Source organism: Thalassolituus hydrocarboniclasticus, assembly GCF_025345565.1.
Classification (GTDB): domain Bacteria; phylum Pseudomonadota; class Gammaproteobacteria; order Pseudomonadales; family Oceanobacteraceae; genus Venatoribacter; species Venatoribacter hydrocarboniclasticus.
The window spans coordinates 1,073,271-1,091,216 of sequence record NZ_CP054475.1 but is presented as its reverse complement, the minus strand read 5'-3'; the positions used below and the strand labels follow the sequence as shown (position 1 = coordinate 1,091,216).

Sequence of the window (17,946 nt, the reverse complement as noted above, 5' to 3'; positions counted from 1 at the left end):
AACAGAATGAACATTCAGTCCGAAACACGAAAGAACATGGATAAACGCCAGCAAATTCTGGAAGCCACTGCTGATCTGATCGCAGAACAGGGCTTGCATTCATGCCCTATGGCTATGGTCGCAAAGCATGCATGCTGCGGCGCTGGTACCATTTACCGTTATTTCGAGACTAAAGAAGAATTAGTGCAGCAGTTATTTCTGCATCTGACCGAAGTGATGGCGAGCCACTGTATGGCCGGCTATGACGAAAGTGCCTGTATCAAGAAGAGATTTTACAGCTTCTGGGGAAATTTTTACCGCTACATGCATGAGCATCCCAGAGACCGTGCTCTTATGGAACAGCTGTCAGCTTCGCCCGCCATCAGTGAGCTGCAACGGGAGAAAGCGCTGGAGCCGATGAACAAAGCGCTGATCCGGCTGTTGGCCGAAGGCAAAAGCCAGATGCTGATCAAAGATCTGCCGAATGAAATCATCACTACCATGACGTTCGGTAGTCTGACCATGATGGCCAAGAAACAACAGCTGTCACCGCAGATGTTTCCACAGGCGGTGAAAGCCGAAGATTTGCTGAATCTGTGCTGGGACGCCATCAAAGCGTAACCACAGGATGAACAAAACAGGCCCACAAGGCCTTTTTTTAAACGCCAGACCCTGAATGAACGTTCACTCTCGTTGATTCAAATCTAACTAAGGAGACATATCATGTCGAACAGCTTACCTCAGGCGTCAGAATCAACCACCACGATGCCAGCCAGTGCCGCAATGACACCAGCAGTACGTAACAGCGGCAGTGATTTTTATTCCATGCTGACTCAGCTGACTCTGACCCAGAAGCGCAACCGCGCCACCGCACGACAGAGCGCCTGAGTACCACGATCCGGGCGAGCCATCAGTTAATGAATGATGGCATCTTCGCCCAGATCGGCCTCCGCAAAAGACGCCGGTAATACACACAGACGATTCACCATCAGCAGACTGTGGTCCGGAATCAGCAGCTGGTCGTTATCCATCAGCGCATCCAGCAGCACACAGGTTGCATCAATCGAATCCAGTCCGACGATAATCGCCAGGGCAAAGCCATATTTAGTATTGAGCGCCACCAGATCCCCAACTTCCAGCTCTTCCCGCTCGGTAATAATATCGTCACCTACCAGCTCATCGGTCGGCCACGGCGTTTTAAAACGTGCCAGTGCAACCAGCTGCACGATCCCCTGAATCACTCCATCGCTGATATCTACCTCAATGTCCCCCTCTTCTTCCGGTTCCATAAGGCGATCAAGCAGACTCATAAACAGATCGGAGTCTTCTTCTGACCAACGAAGGTCGACAGGATGATGGCTGCTGCGATTGGAACGGAAACTGACTTCGGTGGGAAATTCTGCCGGATCTTCACCGGCTGTGCCGGCAGGCATTAACAGGCTTACGGCTTCGAAACCGCTCTGGTCCTGATCACTGATACGCCAAAACAAGGGTTGCATCTCTGCATTCATAGGGATCACTCCGTATTCACCATGATTAAATGGAGCCTGCGTGGCAATGAGTCTGACGGACCTCCCTTATGCTTGGCTATATCCGTTATATAGCAGGGCTGCATGATAGTGACAAGACGCAGCCGTACAATAACGCCGGGCAGTGATGACAAATGCTGTATTTACCCTTTGGCACCGATTACGCCGTAAACGTTCAGTCAGCGTGAAAAATGGTGTTAACATCAGGATCTAATAACAAACACTGACAGAACCCCGGGGAATTACCATGTATCCACTGTTTACCCGCACCCTGCTCACCGGCTGCGGTTTGTTACTGCTGTCCGGCTGCGCCACGCCAATCGCTAACTTTGATGCCATCAGTCTCGATGCCAAGCGCGACGCAGCCATGGCCGACGAATCTGCATCACGCACCATTCAGCACGCACAATCCAAAATTGAGCTGGGTAAAAGCGAAAACCTGCGTTTTTACGCCCCCCGTCATCTTGAGCAGGCGCAGAAGCAACTGCTGGAAGCTCAGGAAATGCTGACCAGTGGAGAGCCTGACGGCGTCGTGAAGACGGTAGCCATGACCTCATTGAAAACCGTCGAGGCCGGCCTGAATGTTAAAAAAGACATTCTTAAACAGCTGAAGCCGACCCTGGATCACCGTCAGGTACTGAAAGACATCAAGGCCGATCAGTACTTCCCGGCCGACTATCTGGCCATTGAAGACGAGCTGGTAAAACTGATTGACCTGATGGAAGACCATCAGACCATCAAAGCCGATGCCAGACAGAAACTGCTGTTAGCCGAGATGCACCGCGTTGAGGTGGCTACGATTGAATACATTCAGCTGCAGCCGGTAAAAGACCATCTGGAGCGAATCAAAAACAAAGGTGGCGCTTCTGTTGCCCCGATCAGCTGGGATACCGCGCAGAAATCCCTGCTGCAGGCTCAGGCTTTAATCAGCAAGACACCGCGTGCCAAGGGTGCCATCGCCAAGGCGACTGTTGCTGCGACTAAAGCAGCTCAGCATGCCGAGGTGATCACCAATCTGAGTAACGAGATTCTGGATGCCAGCAAAGATGACGCCGAAGCCATCGCCCTGCGCATGGAACGCTGGCTGTACCGCATCAGCGTCGCGCTCAAACATGAAGACATCCGTCACCTGCCGCTGGATCAACAGGCCGGCGAATATGCGGCGTCGATTGAAGCCCTGATGCGTAACCGTTAATCCGGCCGCATTAACTCTGGCCACTGGCCACAAAAAAGCCCGGAAACCCGGGCTTTTTTCTGCACTATTGCCGCTCAGATTTTACTCGTCTTCGTCACGCGGTGGCAGAAAACGGGTCGGAAAGTGCGAAATATTCGAACCTTCACCCTTACTGATTTTCGGGCTGCCTTCTTTTTCCACCTCATCAATGCGCACGATGGTATGCATCGGGATAAAGGTGCGTTTTACATCGGCAAAGGTGGCTTTCAGCTTCTCGGCATCCGGATCAACCACCAGAGAAGAACGCTCACCAAAGAGCAGCTGCTCCACCTCAATAAAACCATGCAGATCGCTCTGATAGATGTAGCGGGCGTAAATTTCGACCACATCGCCCTGCTGCTGATACACAATACGGTAAGTCGGTTCCTGCTTGTCTTTACTGCTCATGGTGCCTGCTTGTCGACCTTAAATGCCGGTTAAAGCACCGGACAAAGAAAAAGAGAGCAATTGTAACACGGGCGGGCAAGACAGGATGCAGACAGCCGACGGATACTGGTGACTAACTGAGCAGGGACAGTATAATGTCGCCCCTTTTGTATAAACCGCTGACGAGGCCGGAAACTCCCTCATGACTGACCAGGTGAAAAAGCTGTACATCAAGACCCACGGTTGCCAGATGAATGAGTACGATTCATCACGCATGGCCGACATGCTGGGCGAAAGTCATAAGATGGAGCTGACCGATAACCCGGAAGAAGCGGACGTTATTCTGCTCAATACCTGCTCGATCCGTGAAAAAGCTCAGGAAAAAGTATTCCATGAACTGGGCCGCTGGAAAGGCCTGAAAACCAAGAATCCGGATCTGAAAATCGGCGTCGGCGGTTGCGTCGCCTCACAGGAAGGCGATGCCATCATCAAGCGTGCTCCGTTCGTGGATATGGTGTTCGGTCCGCAGACCCTGCACCGTCTGCCGGATATGGTAAACAAGGCCAGCAATGCCATTCAGGTGGTGGACGTTACCTTCCCTGAAATCGAAAAATTCGATCATCTGCCGACCCCGAAAGTAGAAGGCTGTTCTGCCTTTGTCTCCATCATGGAAGGCTGTTCCAAATACTGTACTTTCTGTGTCGTACCATACACCCGCGGCGAAGAAGTCAGCCGTCCGCTGGCCGATGTACTGAAAGAAGTTCAGGCGCTGGCCGATCAGGGCGTACGTGAAGTTAACCTGCTGGGTCAGAACGTTAACGCTTACCGCGGTGACACCAGCGATGGCGAAGTGGCCGATCTGGCGGAGCTGATTACTCTGGTGGCCGATATCGACGGCATCGACCGTATCCGTTTCACCACCTCACACCCACTGGAATTCAGTGACAGCCTGATCAACGTGTACGCCGAAGTGCCGGAACTGGTCAGCCACCTGCATCTGCCGGTACAGAGCGGCTCCAACCGCATTCTGGCGGCCATGAAACGTGGCCATGAAATCGATATGTACATCGATAAAATCGAACGTATCAAAGCACTGCGCCCGGACATTTCGATTTCTTCAGACTTTATCGTCGGCTTCCCGGGTGAAACCGCCGAAGATTTCGAAGACACCATGAACCTGATCAACCGTATCGGCTTCGACACCTCCTTCAGCTTCATTTACAGTGCGCGTCCGGGAACACCGGCCGCCAATCTGGAAGATGACACCCCGGAAGAGCTGAAGAAACAGCGTCTGCAGATTCTGCAGGCCCGTATCGTGCAGCATGCGCAGCAGATCAGCCGCCGCATGGTTGGCCGTGAAGAAACCATTCTGGTTACCGGCGTATCACGTAAAGATCCGGGCGAATTACAGGGCCGTACCGAAAACAACCGGGTGGTGAACTTCAAGGCCGACGATCACAGCCTGATCGGCAAATTCGTTAAAGTCAGCATCGAAGATGCGTACCCGAACAGTTTGCGTGGCATCCTGCTCAATCCAGAGTTAGCCTACTAACCTCATTCGTGATTTATGTGGCCAGGCCAGAGCCGGGCCACATAAACAAAAGCCCACAGAGAGAGTTCTCATTGACCCGCAAAGATACTGAGCAACCAGAATCCATTGAACCTGTCCAGTCTGCCGAGGCTGAAGCAGCCACACCAAACCGCCACAGCACCAGCTTTGCACTGGAACCGGATGATGCACAGCGTCTGGCCAATCTGTGCGGCCATTTTGACAGCCATATCGAGCAGATTGCCGACCACTTCGAGCTGGAAATCTACAACCGCGGTAATAAATTCACCATCGAAGGCAAGGTAAAACTGGCACAGCGCGCCGCCCTGCTGATTCAGCGTCTGTACCGCGAAACCGCCAATGGCACGCCAATCACACCGGATCTGATCCATCTGCTGCTGCAGGAAGACGGCAGCGAACAGGCAGCCGGACGCAAAGCCAAATCCGATTACGACAGCCGCACCATTAAAACGCCACAGGCCATCATCAAGCCGCGCGGTCCGCACCAGCTCGATTACCTGCAGCGCGTGCGTGAGTTTGATATCAACTTCGGCGTGGGCCCGGCCGGTACCGGTAAAACCTTCCTCGCCGTTGCCGCCGCCGTCGAAGCGCTGCAGCGTGACGAAGTGAAGCGCATCCTGCTGGTGCGCCCGGCTGTTGAAGCCGGTGAAAAACTCGGCTTCCTGCCCGGCGATCTGGCGCAGAAAATCGATCCTTATCTGCGCCCGCTGTACGACGCACTCTACGAAATGCTGGGCTTTGAACAGGTTGCCCGCCTGCTTGAACGCAATGTGATTGAAATTGCACCGCTGGCCTATATGCGTGGCCGTACCCTCAGCCACTCGTTTGTGATCCTCGACGAATCGCAAAACACCACCAAAGAACAGATGAAGATGTTCCTCACCCGTGTTGGCTTTGGTTCCAAAGCGGTGATCACCGGTGACGTTACTCAGGTCGACCTGCCACGTGGCGTCTACTCCGGCCTGAAACACGGTCTGGAAGTGCTCGATGGCGTTCCCGGCATCGGCATTACCCGCTTTACCAACGCCGACGTGGTTCGCCATCCGCTGGTACAGCGCATCGTCGATGCCTATGACCGCTTCGACGAAAAAGAAAAACAGGCCGACGAAGAACGTAAGGCCGCCCGTCTGGCTGCACAGCAGAACGACGAGGATGCGGTATGAACCTGTTGCTTGATGTGCAGCTTGCCGACGAACTGGAAGGCTATCAGGCCTGGCTGCCCGGCGAAGAGCAGCTGCAACTCTGGGCCAGCGCCGCGCTGAGCGGCCGCACCGATTTCGCCGAGCCGGAACTGACGATTCGTCTGGTCGCAGAAGAAGAAAGCCAGGAACTGAACAACGAGTACCGTGGCAAAGACAAACCCACCAATGTGCTGTCCTTCCCTTTTGAAGCGCCACCGCAGGTGCCGATCGAGCTGTTGGGCGATCTGATCATCTGCGCTCAGGTGGTACAGCAGGAAAGCGAAGAACAGCGTAAAGCCGCCGAAGCCCACTGGGCCCACATGGTTGTGCATGGCTGCTTGCATTTGCTGGGGTACGACCATATAAAGGACGACGAAGCAGAAGTTATGGAAGACCTGGAACGCCAGATTATGGCCGGACTGGGATTCCCTGATCCTTATCCAGATGAGGCACCATGAGCGAAGACCGATCGGGCCAGCATCGTAGCTGGCTGGAAAGACTGACTGATTTATTCTCCGACGACCCGCAAAGCCGTCAGGACATCAAGGTTATTGTGCGCGAGGCTGCCGAGCGCAGCATTGTCGATAACGAAACCCTCAATATTCTCGAAGGCGCTCTGCAGGTATCTGAAATGCAGGTGCGGGACATTATGATTCCGCGCTCGCAGATGACTTCCATCAACGTCAACGATTCGCTCAAAGATTATCTGCCGCAGATCATCGAATCTGCGCATTCACGTTTCCCGGTGATGGGTGAAGGCCAGGACGAAGTGCTGGGCATTATGCTGGCCAAAGACCTGCTGCCATTAATCCTTAACGAAAATCGTGAAGAATTCCGCCTGAAAGAGGTGTTACGCCCAACAACCTTCGTTCCGGAAAGCAAACGCCTGAACGTGCTGCTGCGTGAATTCCGTGCAACCCGCAACCATATGGCCATTGTGGTCGATGAATTTGGTGGCGTTGCCGGTCTGGTCACCATTGAAGACGTACTTGAGCAGATTGTCGGCGACATCGAAGACGAACACGACTTCGATGAAGAAGACAGCATGATCAAAGAAGTGGAAGACGGCATCACCATGGTCAAAGCCCTGACCCCGGTGGACGACTTCAACGAACACTTCAGCGCACGCTTCCCGGACGATGAATTCGATACCATCGGCGGTATTGTGGTCCATCACTTTGGCCGGGTACCGGAATGCAATGAAAGCATCCGTATCGACCAGTGGCAGTTCAAAGTGGTTAACGGTACCAGCCGACAGATCAACCTGCTGGAAGTAACGCCCATCGACGCCGGCTGAGCCGGCGCATTAACCCTCACTCATCTCATAATCAGGTAAAGCTATGGCAGGCTGGGCTGCGCGGGCGTTGTTATTGTTGGCGGGTGCAGTGTTTCCACTCGCTCTGGCTCCTCTCTTCTGGTGGCCGCTTGGCCTGTTAAGCATTGCCGTGTTCGTGCATTTTCTGTTGCAGACAGACAATGCTCGTTCTGCCTTTGCCACGGCCTGGTGGTTCAGTCTGGGAAAATTCTCGGTCGGTATTTCCTGGATTTACGTCAGCATGCATGACCACGGCGGAACACCTGCAGTACTCGCCGTGCTGATGATCGGCCTGTTTGCCGCCTTTCTCGCCACCTTCCCCGGTTTCTGGTTTGCCCTGCGCCAGCGCTTTCTCGGCCAGAGTCTGGCCTGGCTGACGATTCCGGTATTCTGGTTTCTGCACGAATGGTTCCGCAGCTGGTTTATGACCGGCTTCCCTTGGCTGTTTGCCGGTGATGCCCACCTCGGCAGCTGGCTGTCCGGCTGGGCACCGGTATTCGGCAGCTATGGTTTATCGTTTATCTGTGTACTGACCGTAACCGCGCTCTACCGCTTCTGGCAGACACGTCAGCCGGCATTCCTCGCCGTGCTGCTGCTATGGCCGGCCGGCCTGTTGTTACAGCAACAGGACTGGACCCATAAAACCGGTGAGCTGACCGTCAGCGCGGTACAGGGCAATATTCCGCAGGATCAGAAGTGGCTGCGCGAGTCCATCAGCCCGACCATCAACGCTTACTTCCAGCAAACCAGCGAACACTGGGACAGCGATCTGGTTTTATGGCCGGAAACTGCGATGACGCTGCTGCTCGATCAGTTCCAGCCTTATATGGATGATATGGCGATTGAAGCACAGGAAACCGGCACTACAGTGATCACCGGCATTCCCTACCGCTATCCCCGCGGCCACGAACTGGCCGGACAGTTCCATAACAGCGTGATCGCCTTTGGTAATGGCGAAGGCATCTATCACAAACAGAATCTGGTGCCGTTCGGAGAATATGTGCCCTTACAGGCGCTGATCCGCGGGCTGATTCCGTTTTTTGATCTGGATATGTCCAGCTTCCTGCACGGGCCTGCCAATCAACCCCTGCTGAAAGTCGGTAAGCATTCAGAAAGCACAGAAGAGCTGTATCTGATTGCCCCCTATATCTGCTACGAAATTGCCTATCCACAGCTGGTCAGCCGTATGGCACAGGATGCCGATTTTCTGATTACCGTCAGCAACGATGCCTGGTTCGGCGACTCTCTGGGGCCGAAACAGCATATGGCGCTGGCGCAGATGCGCGCGCTGGAAACCGGACGCTGGCTGCTGCGTTCGACCAATACCGGCATTACCGCACTGGTCGATAACAAAGGCCGGATGATGTCACGTTTGCCTTATGAACAAAGGGCGACCCTGACCGGAACCGCAGAAATGCGTCAGGGCAAAACGCCTTATATGATCTGGGAGTTGTGGCCGCTGTATATCCTGAGCCTGCTGATTATCAGCGCAGCCCTGTGGCTGCGCCGTTCAGGCAGAACCCGTGAGATGGCGCAGGCTGATGATATTGCGCCCATTGTGGAGCGGTGAACGCAATAATCTCGGCTGCTCCGGGATGTTATTCAGGTGCTCACGTAACGGTTTAGTCAGGGTATCGATGTACTGTTGATACTGCTGAATCATCTCTTCCAGCCGGTAATCCCCCTGCTGGGTGCGCATCAGCATCTGCACCTGATGATCCAGATGAGCACGCACATCAATCTGTTCAAACAGTTTCTGGGTCAGCAAGCTGCGGATGCGGCGGGAGCTGGTTGATGAGGCCTGCAGTACCAGATTGCCGGTTGCTGTCATAATAGTGTCGATCATCTCCACTTCCAGATCAGCCAGTTCACCCATCGGCACTCCCTCGTTCAGCCCCTGATACATACGCTGTACCAGCTGCGGAATAACCGCATCCTCCGGGCTTCCTCCGGAGCGCTCACGTTTCTCCAGCGCCAGGCGAATAGCCGTCGGAATCGCGCGGTTAAATAATTCCAGACCGGCCAGCAACAGTTCACCGCCCAGCTCCAGCTCCGGTATGCGGTACAGGTTATCAAGAAAATCCAGCCCCATATCGCGGCGCACATCACCCACGCGGATACCTGAGCCCTGCACGCTGCGCACAGCATTCATACGCCCCAAAGTACGCAAAGCCATGCGCAAAGATGTACGGTCAACGTCGAGATATTCAGCCAGCTGGCGTTCAGGCGGCAGCTTTTCGCCCGCCTGCAGATCGCCGGTAAAAATAAGGGCGATCAGCAGATCAGCAATCTGATCCGGTAGGGTTTTGCTCATTATTCTTATACTTATTTTGATCGGTTGGTGAGTCTGTCACAGCTCCGCGGAGCTGACCGGCTCAGTCTGGCTAAAATCCGGCAGCGGTGCAATAGCCAGCACATCAAGTAACTGACCAGATCTTTACTTGCGCATCTGCAGATCCTGAACTAGCATTGGATTATCCAATTTGAGAATTGCACACTCTCAGAGCTTCAGCCGCCACCTACGGGTCTGGCGGCTTTTTTATGCCCGCCATTCCGCTGCCTGATTTAGCCGGAAGTTATGCTGTGACTTTGGGTACAATAGGCACAAATTTCAAAACTGAAGATCACTATGGCCAAGCTGCTGTTCCGCCTCAATGGCGTTAATGAAGATGAAGCCGAGGATGTCCGCACCCTGCTGCAGGATGCTGACATAGAATTTTATGAAACCGATGATGGCCGCTGGCGTATTTCTGTGGCCGCTATCTGGCTGCGTCATAATGAAGACTACGAACAGGCGCGCAGCTTACTCGATCAGTATCAGCAGGAACGGCTGCAGCGCGTCCGCGATGAATATGAGCAACAACAGCAGCAAGGAAATACCCAGAGCATGCTGCAGCGCTGGCTGGAGCAACCCGCTGAGCTGATCATGACGCTGATTGCGGTACTTCTGGTTCTGGGCCTGACCCTGTGGCCGTTTCTGTCACTGGGTCAGTGATAAGAACCTGTCAGCCCAGACGGGCGCAAACAACATCGAGAATTGGCTGGTTAGCCGCGGGGAATTCAAACTCTGTCAGGCGGGTAAAAGGCAGCCAGCGAACTTCCTGACCTTCTGCTCCGTGAGCCAGCAAGGCGGAGTTCATATCCGCCTCAACCCAGTACACATCCAGCAGCACGCTTTTATCCGGATAATCGAAAGGGATCTGCAGCAGCGGCGACATAGATTGCTCAGTCACACTCAGTGCAACTTCTTCATCCAGCTCGCGCACCAGAGCCGCGGTGACACTTTCACCGGCTTCTACTTTTCCGCCGGGAAACTCCCACAACCCGCCCTGATGTTTATCATCCGGGCGACGGGCAATCAGGATGTCGTGGTCATTAACGACCACGACAGCTACAGCTACATGCACCGTCTTCATCAGGAGCGGTAGTTGGCGTTGATGGTTACGTACTCGTGCGAGAAGTCACAGGTCCACAGCTCTTCGCGGAAGTCTCCGCGCGCAAGCTCAATACGGACACGGAACTCGGTCAGGGCAAAAACAGCAGCGCCGGCTTCTTCGGTGTAAGACTCACAGCGGCCACCGTTTTCGACGATCTGCACGTCATCGATAAAGATCTGCACTTTTTCCAGATCAAAATCCTGCACACCGGAACGACCGACCGCAGCCAGAATACGACCCCAGTTAGCATCGGATGCAAACATCGCGGTTTTAACCAGCGGCGAGTGCGCCACGGTATAAGCTACGTCCAGCGCTTCTTTCTGGCTGGCGGCACCACCGACTTCGATGGTCACAAACTTGGTGGCCCCTTCACCGTCACGAACAATAGCCTGAGCCAGAATCTGGAAGGCTTCTTTCAGCTTGGCAAAGACCAGTTGTGCTTCCGGGCTGGCAACATCATTGATCTGCACACCAGAACGGCCGGTTGCCATCAGCATGCAGGAATCGTTGGTTGAGGTATCACCATCAATGGTCACGCGGTTAAACGAACAATCAGCCAGCTCTTTACACCAGGACTGCAACAGCGCCTGGGAGATACCGGCATCGGTCGCGATATAACCCAACATGGTGGCCATGTTTGGCATGATCATACCGGCACCTTTCGACATACCGGTGATGGTGACGGTTTTACCGTTAACCTCAAACTGGGTGCTGTAGCCCTTTGGCAGGGTGTCAGTGGTCATGATGCCTTTGGCTGCACGGGCCCAGTTATCAGCACTGAGATTGTCCAGCGCCGCCGGAATACCACGTTCAAATGCGGCCATGTTCAGCGGCTCACCAATCACACCAGTCGAAAACGGCAGAATCTGCGCAGGCTGAACAGAGGTGGCCGCTGCCAGCATTTCACAACTGCGGACCGCATTGGCGTAGCCCTGTGGACCCGTACCCGCGTTGGCATTACCGGTATTGATCAACAGGTAACGCGGAGCGGTATCGGCCAGATGCGTTTTGCTGATCTGCACCGGCGCCGCACAGAATGCGTTGGTGGTAAATACGCCGGCAACGGTTGTTCCCTCGGCCAGCTCAATGACCACCATGTCGTCACGGTTGGCATAGCGCACATGCGCCTGAGCCACACCAAGACGAACACCATCTACCGCTTTAAAGTCTTCAAAAACTGTGAAGTTAACTGCCATTTTTTTGCTTACGCCTTCCGACTTTTGCTTACGACAACGTGCCGTGACAATGTTTGTATTTTTTACCTGAACCGCACGGGCATGGCTCGTTACGGCCGACTTTCTTTTCATCGCGAACAAAAGGCTGCGCCTGTTCGTCACCACTATCAACCTCTGGCTGACCACCTGACAGAGACTCAGCCGTTTCATGCTGATATTGCGCACGCTGTACCTGGGCTTCCACCGCCGCACGGCGCTGTTCTTCCATCGCCCGGACTTCTTCTTCCTGACGCACTTTTACGTGGGACAGAATACGGATGGTTTCGTGCTTGATATTACGCAGCAACTCCTGGAACAGACCAAAAGACTCACGCTTGTATTCCTGCTTCGGATTTTTCTGACCATAACCACGCAGGTGAATACCCTGACGCAGGTGATCCATGGTCGCCAGATGCTCCTTCCACAGGTTATCGAGAATCTGCAGCATCACCTGCTTCTCGAACATGCGGATTGGCTCGGCACCAACGGTCGCTTCTTTTTCCTCATAGGCTTTCTGAATTGCATCCAGAATACGCTCACGCAGAGTTTCTTCGTACAGTTTGTCTTCGTTATCCAGCCATTGCTGAACCGGCAGATCGACGTCGAACTCGGCTTTCAGGTGGCTTTCAAGGCCAGCAATATCCCACTGCTCTTCCAGACTTTGTGGTGCGATATAACCATCGATGGCTTCATTCACAACGTCTTTACGGATATTGGTGATGATTTCAGAAATATCTTCCATCGCCATAATATCGTTACGCTGGTTGTAAACCACACGACGCTGATCGTTAGCCACATCATCGTATTCAAGCAGCTGTTTACGGATATCGAAGTTACGGCCTTCTACTTTGCGCTGAGCTTTCTCAACAGCATTGGTCACCATCTTATGCTCGATGGATTCACCGTCTTTCATACCCAGCGCCTGCATCATGGCGCGCATACGCTCAGACATGAAAATCCGCATCAGGTTATCTTCCAGCGACAGGAAGAAACGTGTGGAACCTGCATCCCCCTGACGACCGGCACGGCCACGCAGCTGATTATCGATACGGCGGGATTCATGACGCTCGGTACCGATAATGTGCAGACCACCGGCTTCCAGCACTGCATCATGACGTTTCTGCCAGTCGGCTTTAATCGCTGCGATCTGACTGTCGGTCGGATTTTCCAGAGCCGCGACTTCAGCTTCCCAGTTACCGCCCAGCATAATGTCGGTACCACGACCGGCCATGTTGGTGGCGATGGTCACCGCCCCCGGGCTACCGGCTTCGGCAATAATCTGTGCTTCGCGCGCGTTTTCTTTGGCGTTCAGAACGTTATGTGCGACCTTCGCCTGCGTCAGCAGATGCGAAATATATTCTGATGATTCAATAGACGCAGTACCCACCAGAACAGGACGTCCCTGTGCGGTTACTTCGCGGATCTCTTCAATTACGGCATCAAATTTTTCTTTCTGAGTGGCGTAAATAACGTCGTTATAGTCGATGCGGCGCACGGCTTTATTGGTTGGAATAACCACCACATCCAAACCGTAAATCTGATGAAACTCGAAGGCTTCGGTATCGGCCGTACCGGTCATACCGGCTAGTTTTTCATACAGACGGAAGTAGTTCTGGAAAGTGGTCGAAGCCAGGGTCTGACTTTCGTTCTGAATATTCACACCTTCTTTCGCTTCAACCGCCTGATGCAGACCTTCGCTCCAGCGACGGCCTGGCATAGTACGGCCGGTGTGCTCATCAACGATGACCACCTGGCCGCCCTGCACGATATAGTCGACGTTTTTCTGGTAAACCGCATGCGCCTTCAGAGCGGAATGCACATGATGCAGCAGGTTAAGGTTATTCGCTGCGTACAGACTTTCGCCTTCTTTCAGAATGCCTTCGTTGGTCAGCAGTTCTTCAACAAACTCATGACCTTCTTCAGTCATCTCAATAGAGCGCTGTTTTTCATCCACGAAGTAATGACCCGAAGCCGCCTCATTGCCTTCATCGGCAGCCTGACCACGTTCCAGCTTAGGAATCAGCTTATTGATTTTACGGTACAGCTCAGAGCTGTCTTCCGCCGGACCAGAAATAATCAGCGGCGTACGGGCCTCATCGATCAGGATGGAATCCACCTCATCGACAATGGCGAAATACAGTTCACGCTGCGCTTTATCGGCCAGAGAGAAGGCCATGTTGTCGCGCAGATAATCGAAACCAAACTCGTTGTTAGTACCGTAAACAATATCGGCTTTGTACTGCTCACGCTTTTCCAGCGGATTCTGGCCGGGAACAACGATACCGACACTCATACCCAGGAATTCGTACAACGGACGCATCCACTCGGCGTCGCGACGGGCCAGATAGTCGTTCACGGTTACCACATGAACGCTTTTGCCGGTCAGCGCATTCAGATAAGTAGGCAGAGTAGCAACCAGGGTTTTACCTTCACCGGTACGCATTTCGGCAATACGGCCTTCATGCAGGGTGATACCACCGATCAGCTGCACATCGAAATGGCGCATGCCCATCACACGGCTACCGGCTTCGCGACAGACGGCAAAAGCTTCAGGTAACAACGAATCCAGTGATGCGCCATCGCTTAAACGCTGGCGGAATTCCGCTGTTTTTGCTTTAAGCTGCTCATCAGAGAGGGATTTTACAGAATCTTCAAAGGCATTGATCTGGGATACCAGTTTGCCCATGCGCTTGAGTTCGCGGCTGTTTTTACTGCCAAATACTTTACGAAAAAGGTTACCAATCATGGAATTATCATTATCCGGGAAACAAAATAAGGCGCTGGGCCAAAGTGCTAAAGGCTACTTATAACCCAGAATGATGACAAGCGTGTTGAAACAGAAAGATTACTGAGGAGTGCGGTGGATGTACGCCGCCGGGTCGACGGTGCGACCGTTTTTATACACTTCGAAGTGGACGTGGGGACCAGTAGAACGACCGGTACTTCCCATCAATGCAACAACATCACCTTTGCGGACGATATCGCCAAGAGCAACTTTCAGCTCTTTACAGTGTGCATAGCGGGTTTTGTAACCGTTGCCATGATTCACCTCAATCAGGTTACCATAGCCATAACGCGGGCCGGACCAGGTCACAACGCCGGAGGCAACGGCAACGATGTCAGCGCCCATTTTACCGGCAAAATCGACCCCGCCATGCCAGGCAAGACGACCGGTGAACGGATCGGTACGTTTACCATAGCGGGATGACATCCACCCCCTGGTAATCGGACGTCCGGCAACAAAGGTATCGGCACTGAGTTTGTTGGCCGACATAAGGTCGTCCAGCACTTCGAGCTGCTGCTCACGGCTGTCGATACGCTCAGCCAGTTCATTCAGCACTTCGTTGATTTCAGGAACCTGATAGGCTTCTCCAAGCGTGCCCGGACCACCAACGGCCGGTTGCATACTGAAATCGAATTCTTCGGAATTAAGATCGGAAACATCCACCAGACGCTCACCAAGAGCATCCAGACGAAGTAACTTGGCCTGCAGTTCGGCCAGACGCAGAGTCAGTGCTTCAAGCTCCTGATCGGTCTGTTTGCGGATCTGCTGCAGCTCCTGACGCTGCATATTGAGGTCACGCTCCCAGGCTTTGGCAGCGTTAAGATCGAGAATACCTTCGTCAGCCAATCGTTCTGCCAGCCAATAGCCAGCTACGCCCATTGCAAAAGGCAGTGCGAACAGAAAGCCAAACATCACTGTACGTGCAGAGGCACTCAGTGTGTAGGTTCTTGATTCACCATGGCGACGACCAACAATAATGATATTCATAGTTAAGCTATTTACTTCCTAATCGGCTGTGTACGATTCTGGCACTGACTTCCTGCCTGCCTGACCCGCCTTAACGGATCACCAGCCACTCACAAAACAAAGGCCATAAATCAATTATGGCCTTTGTGTGAGGATACTCAAACGTATTACTGTTTCAATAAGTTAACCAGCAGCGGCCGGGCGCATGTAAGAAATTGGCGAGCTTTCCTCAGCAAATTCGACAAACTCCCACGCGTCTTCCTGCAGCAGAAGCTCACGCAGCAACTTGTTGTTCAGGCCGTGACCTGACTTATAGCCGATAAACTCACCAATCAGACTGTGCCCGAGCAGGTACAGATCACCTACAGCATCCAGTATTTTGTGCTTCACAAACTCATCATCGTAACGCAGTCCGTCTTCATTCAGCACACGGTACTCATCAACGACAATGGCGTTTTTAACACTGCCGCCCAGCGCCAGATTTTTGGAACGCATGTATTCCAGATCTTTGGTGAAACCAAAGGTTCGGGCACGGCTGACTTCTTTTACATAAGACGTTGAAGAGAAGTCCAGACTTGCTTTCTGAACACTCTGCTTGAACACCGGATGATCGAAATCGATCTCAAAGCTGACCTTAAAGCCATCGTAAGGCACAAAAGAAGCTACTTTATCGCCTTCACGCACTTCAACACGACGTTTGATGCGGATAAAACGCTTGGCAACATTCTGCTCAGCAATACCTGCGGACTGCACCAGAAATACAAACGGGCCTGAACTGCCGTCCATAATAGGTACTTCCTGAGCACTGAGCTCGACGATAGCATTGTCGATACCCAAGCCAGCCATCGCAGATAACAGGTGTTCAACCGTATCAACGCGGGCATGATCTTTAACCAGCGTGGTGGACAGCGTAGTTTCGCCAACATTCAGGGCGTGTGCCGGGATATCCACAACCGGATCAAGATCGATACGTCGGAACACAATCCCGGTATCAACAGGTGCCGGTTTCAGCGTGAGATACACCTTCTCACCTGAATGAAGGCCAACCCCAGTCGCCCGGATAGCGTTTTTTAACGTTCGTTGTGGAATCATCTGAACAATCCTGCCATTACTGAGCAAATTTCATACAAAAAGACTAGCCCGGCATTATAACAACAAATAAAGAATGCGCTAGTGCGCATTCTTTAATCAGCCTGACGACGCAAAAACGCCGGAATGTCGAGATAATCCATATCAGGACGGGCTGCGACATCCAACTGCTTAGCGGCGTTACCTGCCTGACGCTTCACGGTTGGCTGATCCAGCTGGCTGTAATCTGTCGTACCATCAGCCTTACGGGCATTGACGGTGTTATCGACCACTTTAGTTGGCTTTGGTTCCTCAACCGCATCGCGGCGACCCAAACCAGTGGCAACAACTGTAACACGCAGCTCATCCGACAGATCCGGATCGATCACGGTGCCAACAACAACAGTTGCATGCTCAGAGGCAAACTCTTCGATTACGCTGCCGACTTCACTGAACTCACCCAGAGACAGATCAAAACCAGCGGTTACATTAACCAGAATGCCACGCGCGCCCTGCAGATCGACATCTTCCAGCAGCGGACTGCCAATTGCGCGTTCTGCTGCTTCACGAGCACGGTTTTCACCACTGGCAACACCCGTTCCCATCATCGCCTGACCCATTTCGGACATCACAGTGCGGACGTCTGCAAAGTCGACGTTGATCATACCCGGACGGGTAATCAGATCAGCGATCCCCTGAACAGCTCCCTGCAATACATTATTAGCTTCTTTAAAAGCATCAAGCAGAGAAGTGTTTTTTCCCAGAACAGAAAGTAACTTTTCGTTCGGAATGGTAATCAGGGAGTCCACATGCTCAGCCAGTTGCTTCAGCCCCTGGTCAGCAATCAACATGCGCTTCTTCCCTTCAAACGGGAATGGCTTGGTAACCACTGCGACAGTGAGAATACCTAATTCTTTCGCCACCTCAGCAACAACCGGAGCACCACCGGTACCCGTACCACCGCCCATACCGGCAGTGATAAATACCATATCGGCACCTTTCAGTGCTTCAGCGATACGTTCACGATCCTCCAGAGCAGCCTGACGGCCTACTTCCGGATTCGCGCCTGCACCCAATCCTTTGGTCAGACCGTTACCCAGTTGAATAATGGAGCGGGAACTCACATTACGCAGTGCCTGTGAGTCGGTGTTGGCACAAATAAAGTCCACACCTTCAATGTTGCCTGCGACCATATGCTGAACCGCATTGCCACCGCCACCACCAACACCAACGACTTTAATAACCGCCGATTGTTGTAAATCATCTGCCAGTTCGAACATATCCCCTTCTCTTTGCTGAGAC

The 17,946-nt window shown here is 53.1% G+C and carries 18 protein-coding genes; 9 read left to right on the top strand and 9 right to left on the bottom strand.

Annotated features, from left to right (window positions below):
* The first annotated feature begins 6 nt into the window (after window positions 1-6).
* On the top strand, window positions 7-600 hold the full coding sequence (locus HUF19_RS04855; protein WP_260998741.1) for a TetR/AcrR family transcriptional regulator: 594 nt from the start codon (window positions 7-9) through the stop codon (window positions 598-600).
* Between the two features lie 102 nt (window positions 601-702).
* Window positions 703-867 (top strand): hypothetical protein, encoded by a 165-nt coding sequence (locus tag HUF19_RS04850; protein WP_186435952.1) that lies wholly within the window; start codon window positions 703-705, stop codon window positions 865-867.
* Window positions 868-893: 26 nt separating this feature from the next.
* Here the strand turns inward: HUF19_RS04850 and HUF19_RS04845 are convergent, their stop codons facing one another.
* Window positions 894-1,490 (bottom strand): hypothetical protein, encoded by a 597-nt coding sequence (locus HUF19_RS04845; RefSeq protein ID WP_145469557.1) that lies wholly within the window; start codon window positions 1,488-1,490, stop codon window positions 894-896.
* Window positions 1,491-1,755: 265 nt separating this feature from the next.
* On the opposite strand from HUF19_RS04845, the gene HUF19_RS04840 reads away from it, so the two are divergent.
* Window positions 1,756-2,703: a hypothetical protein gene (locus HUF19_RS04840; protein WP_225692330.1), complete on the top strand. Its 948-nt coding sequence runs from the start codon at window positions 1,756-1,758 to the stop codon at window positions 2,701-2,703.
* A gap of 81 nt (window positions 2,704-2,784) precedes the next feature.
* Here HUF19_RS04840 and HUF19_RS04835 read toward each other — a convergent pair whose 3' ends face one another.
* Entirely contained in the window at window positions 2,785-3,129 is a 345-nt protein-coding gene (locus tag HUF19_RS04835) for a DUF1820 family protein (RefSeq protein WP_260998740.1), read from the bottom strand.
* Between the two features lie 181 nt (window positions 3,130-3,310).
* Between HUF19_RS04835 and miaB the strand changes: the two genes are divergently transcribed.
* From miaB to lnt, 5 genes are all read left to right on the top strand, one after another.
* The gene (gene miaB / locus HUF19_RS04830) at window positions 3,311-4,660 is read left to right on the top strand and encodes a tRNA (N6-isopentenyl adenosine(37)-C2)-methylthiotransferase MiaB (protein ID WP_145469560.1); all 1,350 of its coding nucleotides are present in this window, start codon (window positions 3,311-3,313) and stop codon (window positions 4,658-4,660) included.
* 71 nt (window positions 4,661-4,731) lie between these two features.
* Window positions 4,732-5,841: a PhoH family protein gene (locus tag HUF19_RS04825; protein ID WP_436317749.1), complete on the top strand. Its 1,110-nt coding sequence runs from the start codon at window positions 4,732-4,734 to the stop codon at window positions 5,839-5,841.
* Window positions 5,838-6,317: an rRNA maturation RNase YbeY gene (gene ybeY / locus HUF19_RS04820; RefSeq protein ID WP_225692328.1), complete on the top strand. Its 480-nt coding sequence runs from the start codon at window positions 5,838-5,840 to the stop codon at window positions 6,315-6,317. Before HUF19_RS04825 ends, ybeY begins: the two co-directional genes overlap by 4 nt.
* A complete protein-coding gene (locus HUF19_RS04815) occupies window positions 6,314-7,156 on the top strand; it encodes a CorC family transporter (RefSeq protein WP_260998739.1) in 843 nt (280 codons plus the stop codon). The genes ybeY and HUF19_RS04815 overlap by 4 nt, the downstream gene beginning before the upstream one ends.
* A gap of 43 nt (window positions 7,157-7,199) precedes the next feature.
* Window positions 7,200-8,744 (top strand): apolipoprotein N-acyltransferase, encoded by a 1,545-nt coding sequence (gene lnt, locus HUF19_RS04810; RefSeq protein ID WP_260998738.1) that lies wholly within the window; start codon window positions 7,200-7,202, stop codon window positions 8,742-8,744.
* On the opposite strand, the gene HUF19_RS04805 is transcribed toward lnt, so the two are convergent.
* The gene (locus HUF19_RS04805; protein ID WP_260998737.1) at window positions 8,685-9,488 is read right to left on the bottom strand and encodes a FadR/GntR family transcriptional regulator; all 804 of its coding nucleotides are present in this window, start codon (window positions 9,486-9,488) and stop codon (window positions 8,685-8,687) included. The two genes, lnt and HUF19_RS04805, sit on opposite strands and share 60 nt — an antisense overlap.
* 315 nt (window positions 9,489-9,803) lie before the next feature.
* Between HUF19_RS04805 and HUF19_RS04800 the strand changes: the two genes are divergently transcribed.
* Window positions 9,804-10,169 (top strand): DUF6164 family protein, encoded by a 366-nt coding sequence (locus HUF19_RS04800; RefSeq protein WP_225692325.1) that lies wholly within the window; start codon window positions 9,804-9,806, stop codon window positions 10,167-10,169.
* Between the two features lie 10 nt (window positions 10,170-10,179).
* On the opposite strand, the gene mutT is transcribed toward HUF19_RS04800, so the two are convergent.
* The 6 genes from mutT to ftsZ all read right to left on the bottom strand — a co-directional run bounded on the left by mutT (window position 10,180) and on the right by ftsZ (window position 17,924).
* A complete protein-coding gene (gene mutT / locus HUF19_RS04795) occupies window positions 10,180-10,590 on the bottom strand; it encodes an 8-oxo-dGTP diphosphatase MutT (RefSeq protein ID WP_260998736.1) in 411 nt (136 codons plus the stop codon).
* Window positions 10,590-11,807, bottom strand: a complete 1,218-nt coding sequence (gene argJ, locus HUF19_RS04790) for a bifunctional glutamate N-acetyltransferase/amino-acid acetyltransferase ArgJ (protein WP_260998735.1) — start codon at window positions 11,805-11,807, stop codon at window positions 10,590-10,592. The genes mutT and argJ overlap by 1 nt, the downstream gene beginning before the upstream one ends.
* A gap of 28 nt (window positions 11,808-11,835) precedes the next feature.
* Window positions 11,836-14,571: a preprotein translocase subunit SecA gene (gene secA / locus HUF19_RS04785; protein ID WP_260998734.1), complete on the bottom strand. Its 2,736-nt coding sequence runs from the start codon at window positions 14,569-14,571 to the stop codon at window positions 11,836-11,838.
* Between the two features lie 99 nt (window positions 14,572-14,670).
* On the bottom strand, window positions 14,671-15,597 hold the full coding sequence (locus HUF19_RS04780) for a M23 family metallopeptidase (RefSeq protein WP_260998733.1): 927 nt from the start codon (window positions 15,595-15,597) through the stop codon (window positions 14,671-14,673).
* Between the two features lie 162 nt (window positions 15,598-15,759).
* The gene (gene lpxC, locus HUF19_RS04775) at window positions 15,760-16,668 is read right to left on the bottom strand and encodes a UDP-3-O-acyl-N-acetylglucosamine deacetylase (protein ID WP_145469571.1); all 909 of its coding nucleotides are present in this window, start codon (window positions 16,666-16,668) and stop codon (window positions 15,760-15,762) included.
* 92 nt (window positions 16,669-16,760) lie between these two features.
* Window positions 16,761-17,924, bottom strand: coding sequence for a cell division protein FtsZ (gene ftsZ, locus HUF19_RS04770; RefSeq protein WP_225692350.1), 1,164 nt, complete (start codon window positions 17,922-17,924; stop codon window positions 16,761-16,763).
* Between the last annotated feature and the right edge of the window lie 22 nt (window positions 17,925-17,946).

Bases quoted from the DNA above. Each gene is read 5' to 3' on its own strand.
- HUF19_RS04840 (WP_225692330.1), top strand. From the start codon at position 1,756: ATGTATCCACTGTTTACCCGCACCCTGCTCACCGGCTGCGGTTTGTTA.
- HUF19_RS04805 (WP_260998737.1), bottom strand. From the start codon at position 9,488: ATGAGCAAAACCCTACCGGATCAGATTGCTGATCTGCTGATCGCCCTT.
- HUF19_RS04800 (WP_225692325.1), top strand. From the start codon at position 9,804: ATGGCCAAGCTGCTGTTCCGCCTCAATGGCGTTAATGAAGATGAAGCC.
- HUF19_RS04780 (WP_260998733.1), bottom strand. From the start codon at position 15,597: ATGAATATCATTATTGTTGGTCGTCGCCATGGTGAATCAAGAACCTAC.
- argJ (WP_260998735.1), bottom strand. From the start codon at position 11,807: ATGGCAGTTAACTTCACAGTTTTTGAAGACTTTAAAGCGGTAGATGGT.
- lpxC (WP_145469571.1), bottom strand. From the start codon at position 16,668: ATGATTCCACAACGAACGTTAAAAAACGCTATCCGGGCGACTGGGGTT.
- lnt (WP_260998738.1), top strand. From the start codon at position 7,200: ATGGCAGGCTGGGCTGCGCGGGCGTTGTTATTGTTGGCGGGTGCAGTG.
- HUF19_RS04835 (WP_260998740.1), bottom strand. From the start codon at position 3,129: ATGAGCAGTAAAGACAAGCAGGAACCGACTTACCGTATTGTGTATCAG.
- HUF19_RS04845 (WP_145469557.1), bottom strand. From the start codon at position 1,490: ATGAATGCAGAGATGCAACCCTTGTTTTGGCGTATCAGTGATCAGGAC.
- ftsZ (WP_225692350.1), bottom strand. From the start codon at position 17,924: ATGTTCGAACTGGCAGATGATTTACAACAATCGGCGGTTATTAAAGTC.
- secA (WP_260998734.1), bottom strand. From the start codon at position 14,571: ATGATTGGTAACCTTTTTCGTAAAGTATTTGGCAGTAAAAACAGCCGC.
- mutT (WP_260998736.1), bottom strand. From the start codon at position 10,590: ATGAAGACGGTGCATGTAGCTGTAGCTGTCGTGGTCGTTAATGACCAC.
- ybeY (WP_225692328.1), top strand. From the start codon at position 5,838: ATGAACCTGTTGCTTGATGTGCAGCTTGCCGACGAACTGGAAGGCTAT.
- HUF19_RS04815 (WP_260998739.1), top strand. From the start codon at position 6,314: ATGAGCGAAGACCGATCGGGCCAGCATCGTAGCTGGCTGGAAAGACTG.
- HUF19_RS04855 (WP_260998741.1), top strand. From the start codon at position 7: ATGAACATTCAGTCCGAAACACGAAAGAACATGGATAAACGCCAGCAA.
- miaB (WP_145469560.1), top strand. From the start codon at position 3,311: ATGACTGACCAGGTGAAAAAGCTGTACATCAAGACCCACGGTTGCCAG.
- HUF19_RS04850 (WP_186435952.1), top strand. From the start codon at position 703: ATGTCGAACAGCTTACCTCAGGCGTCAGAATCAACCACCACGATGCCA.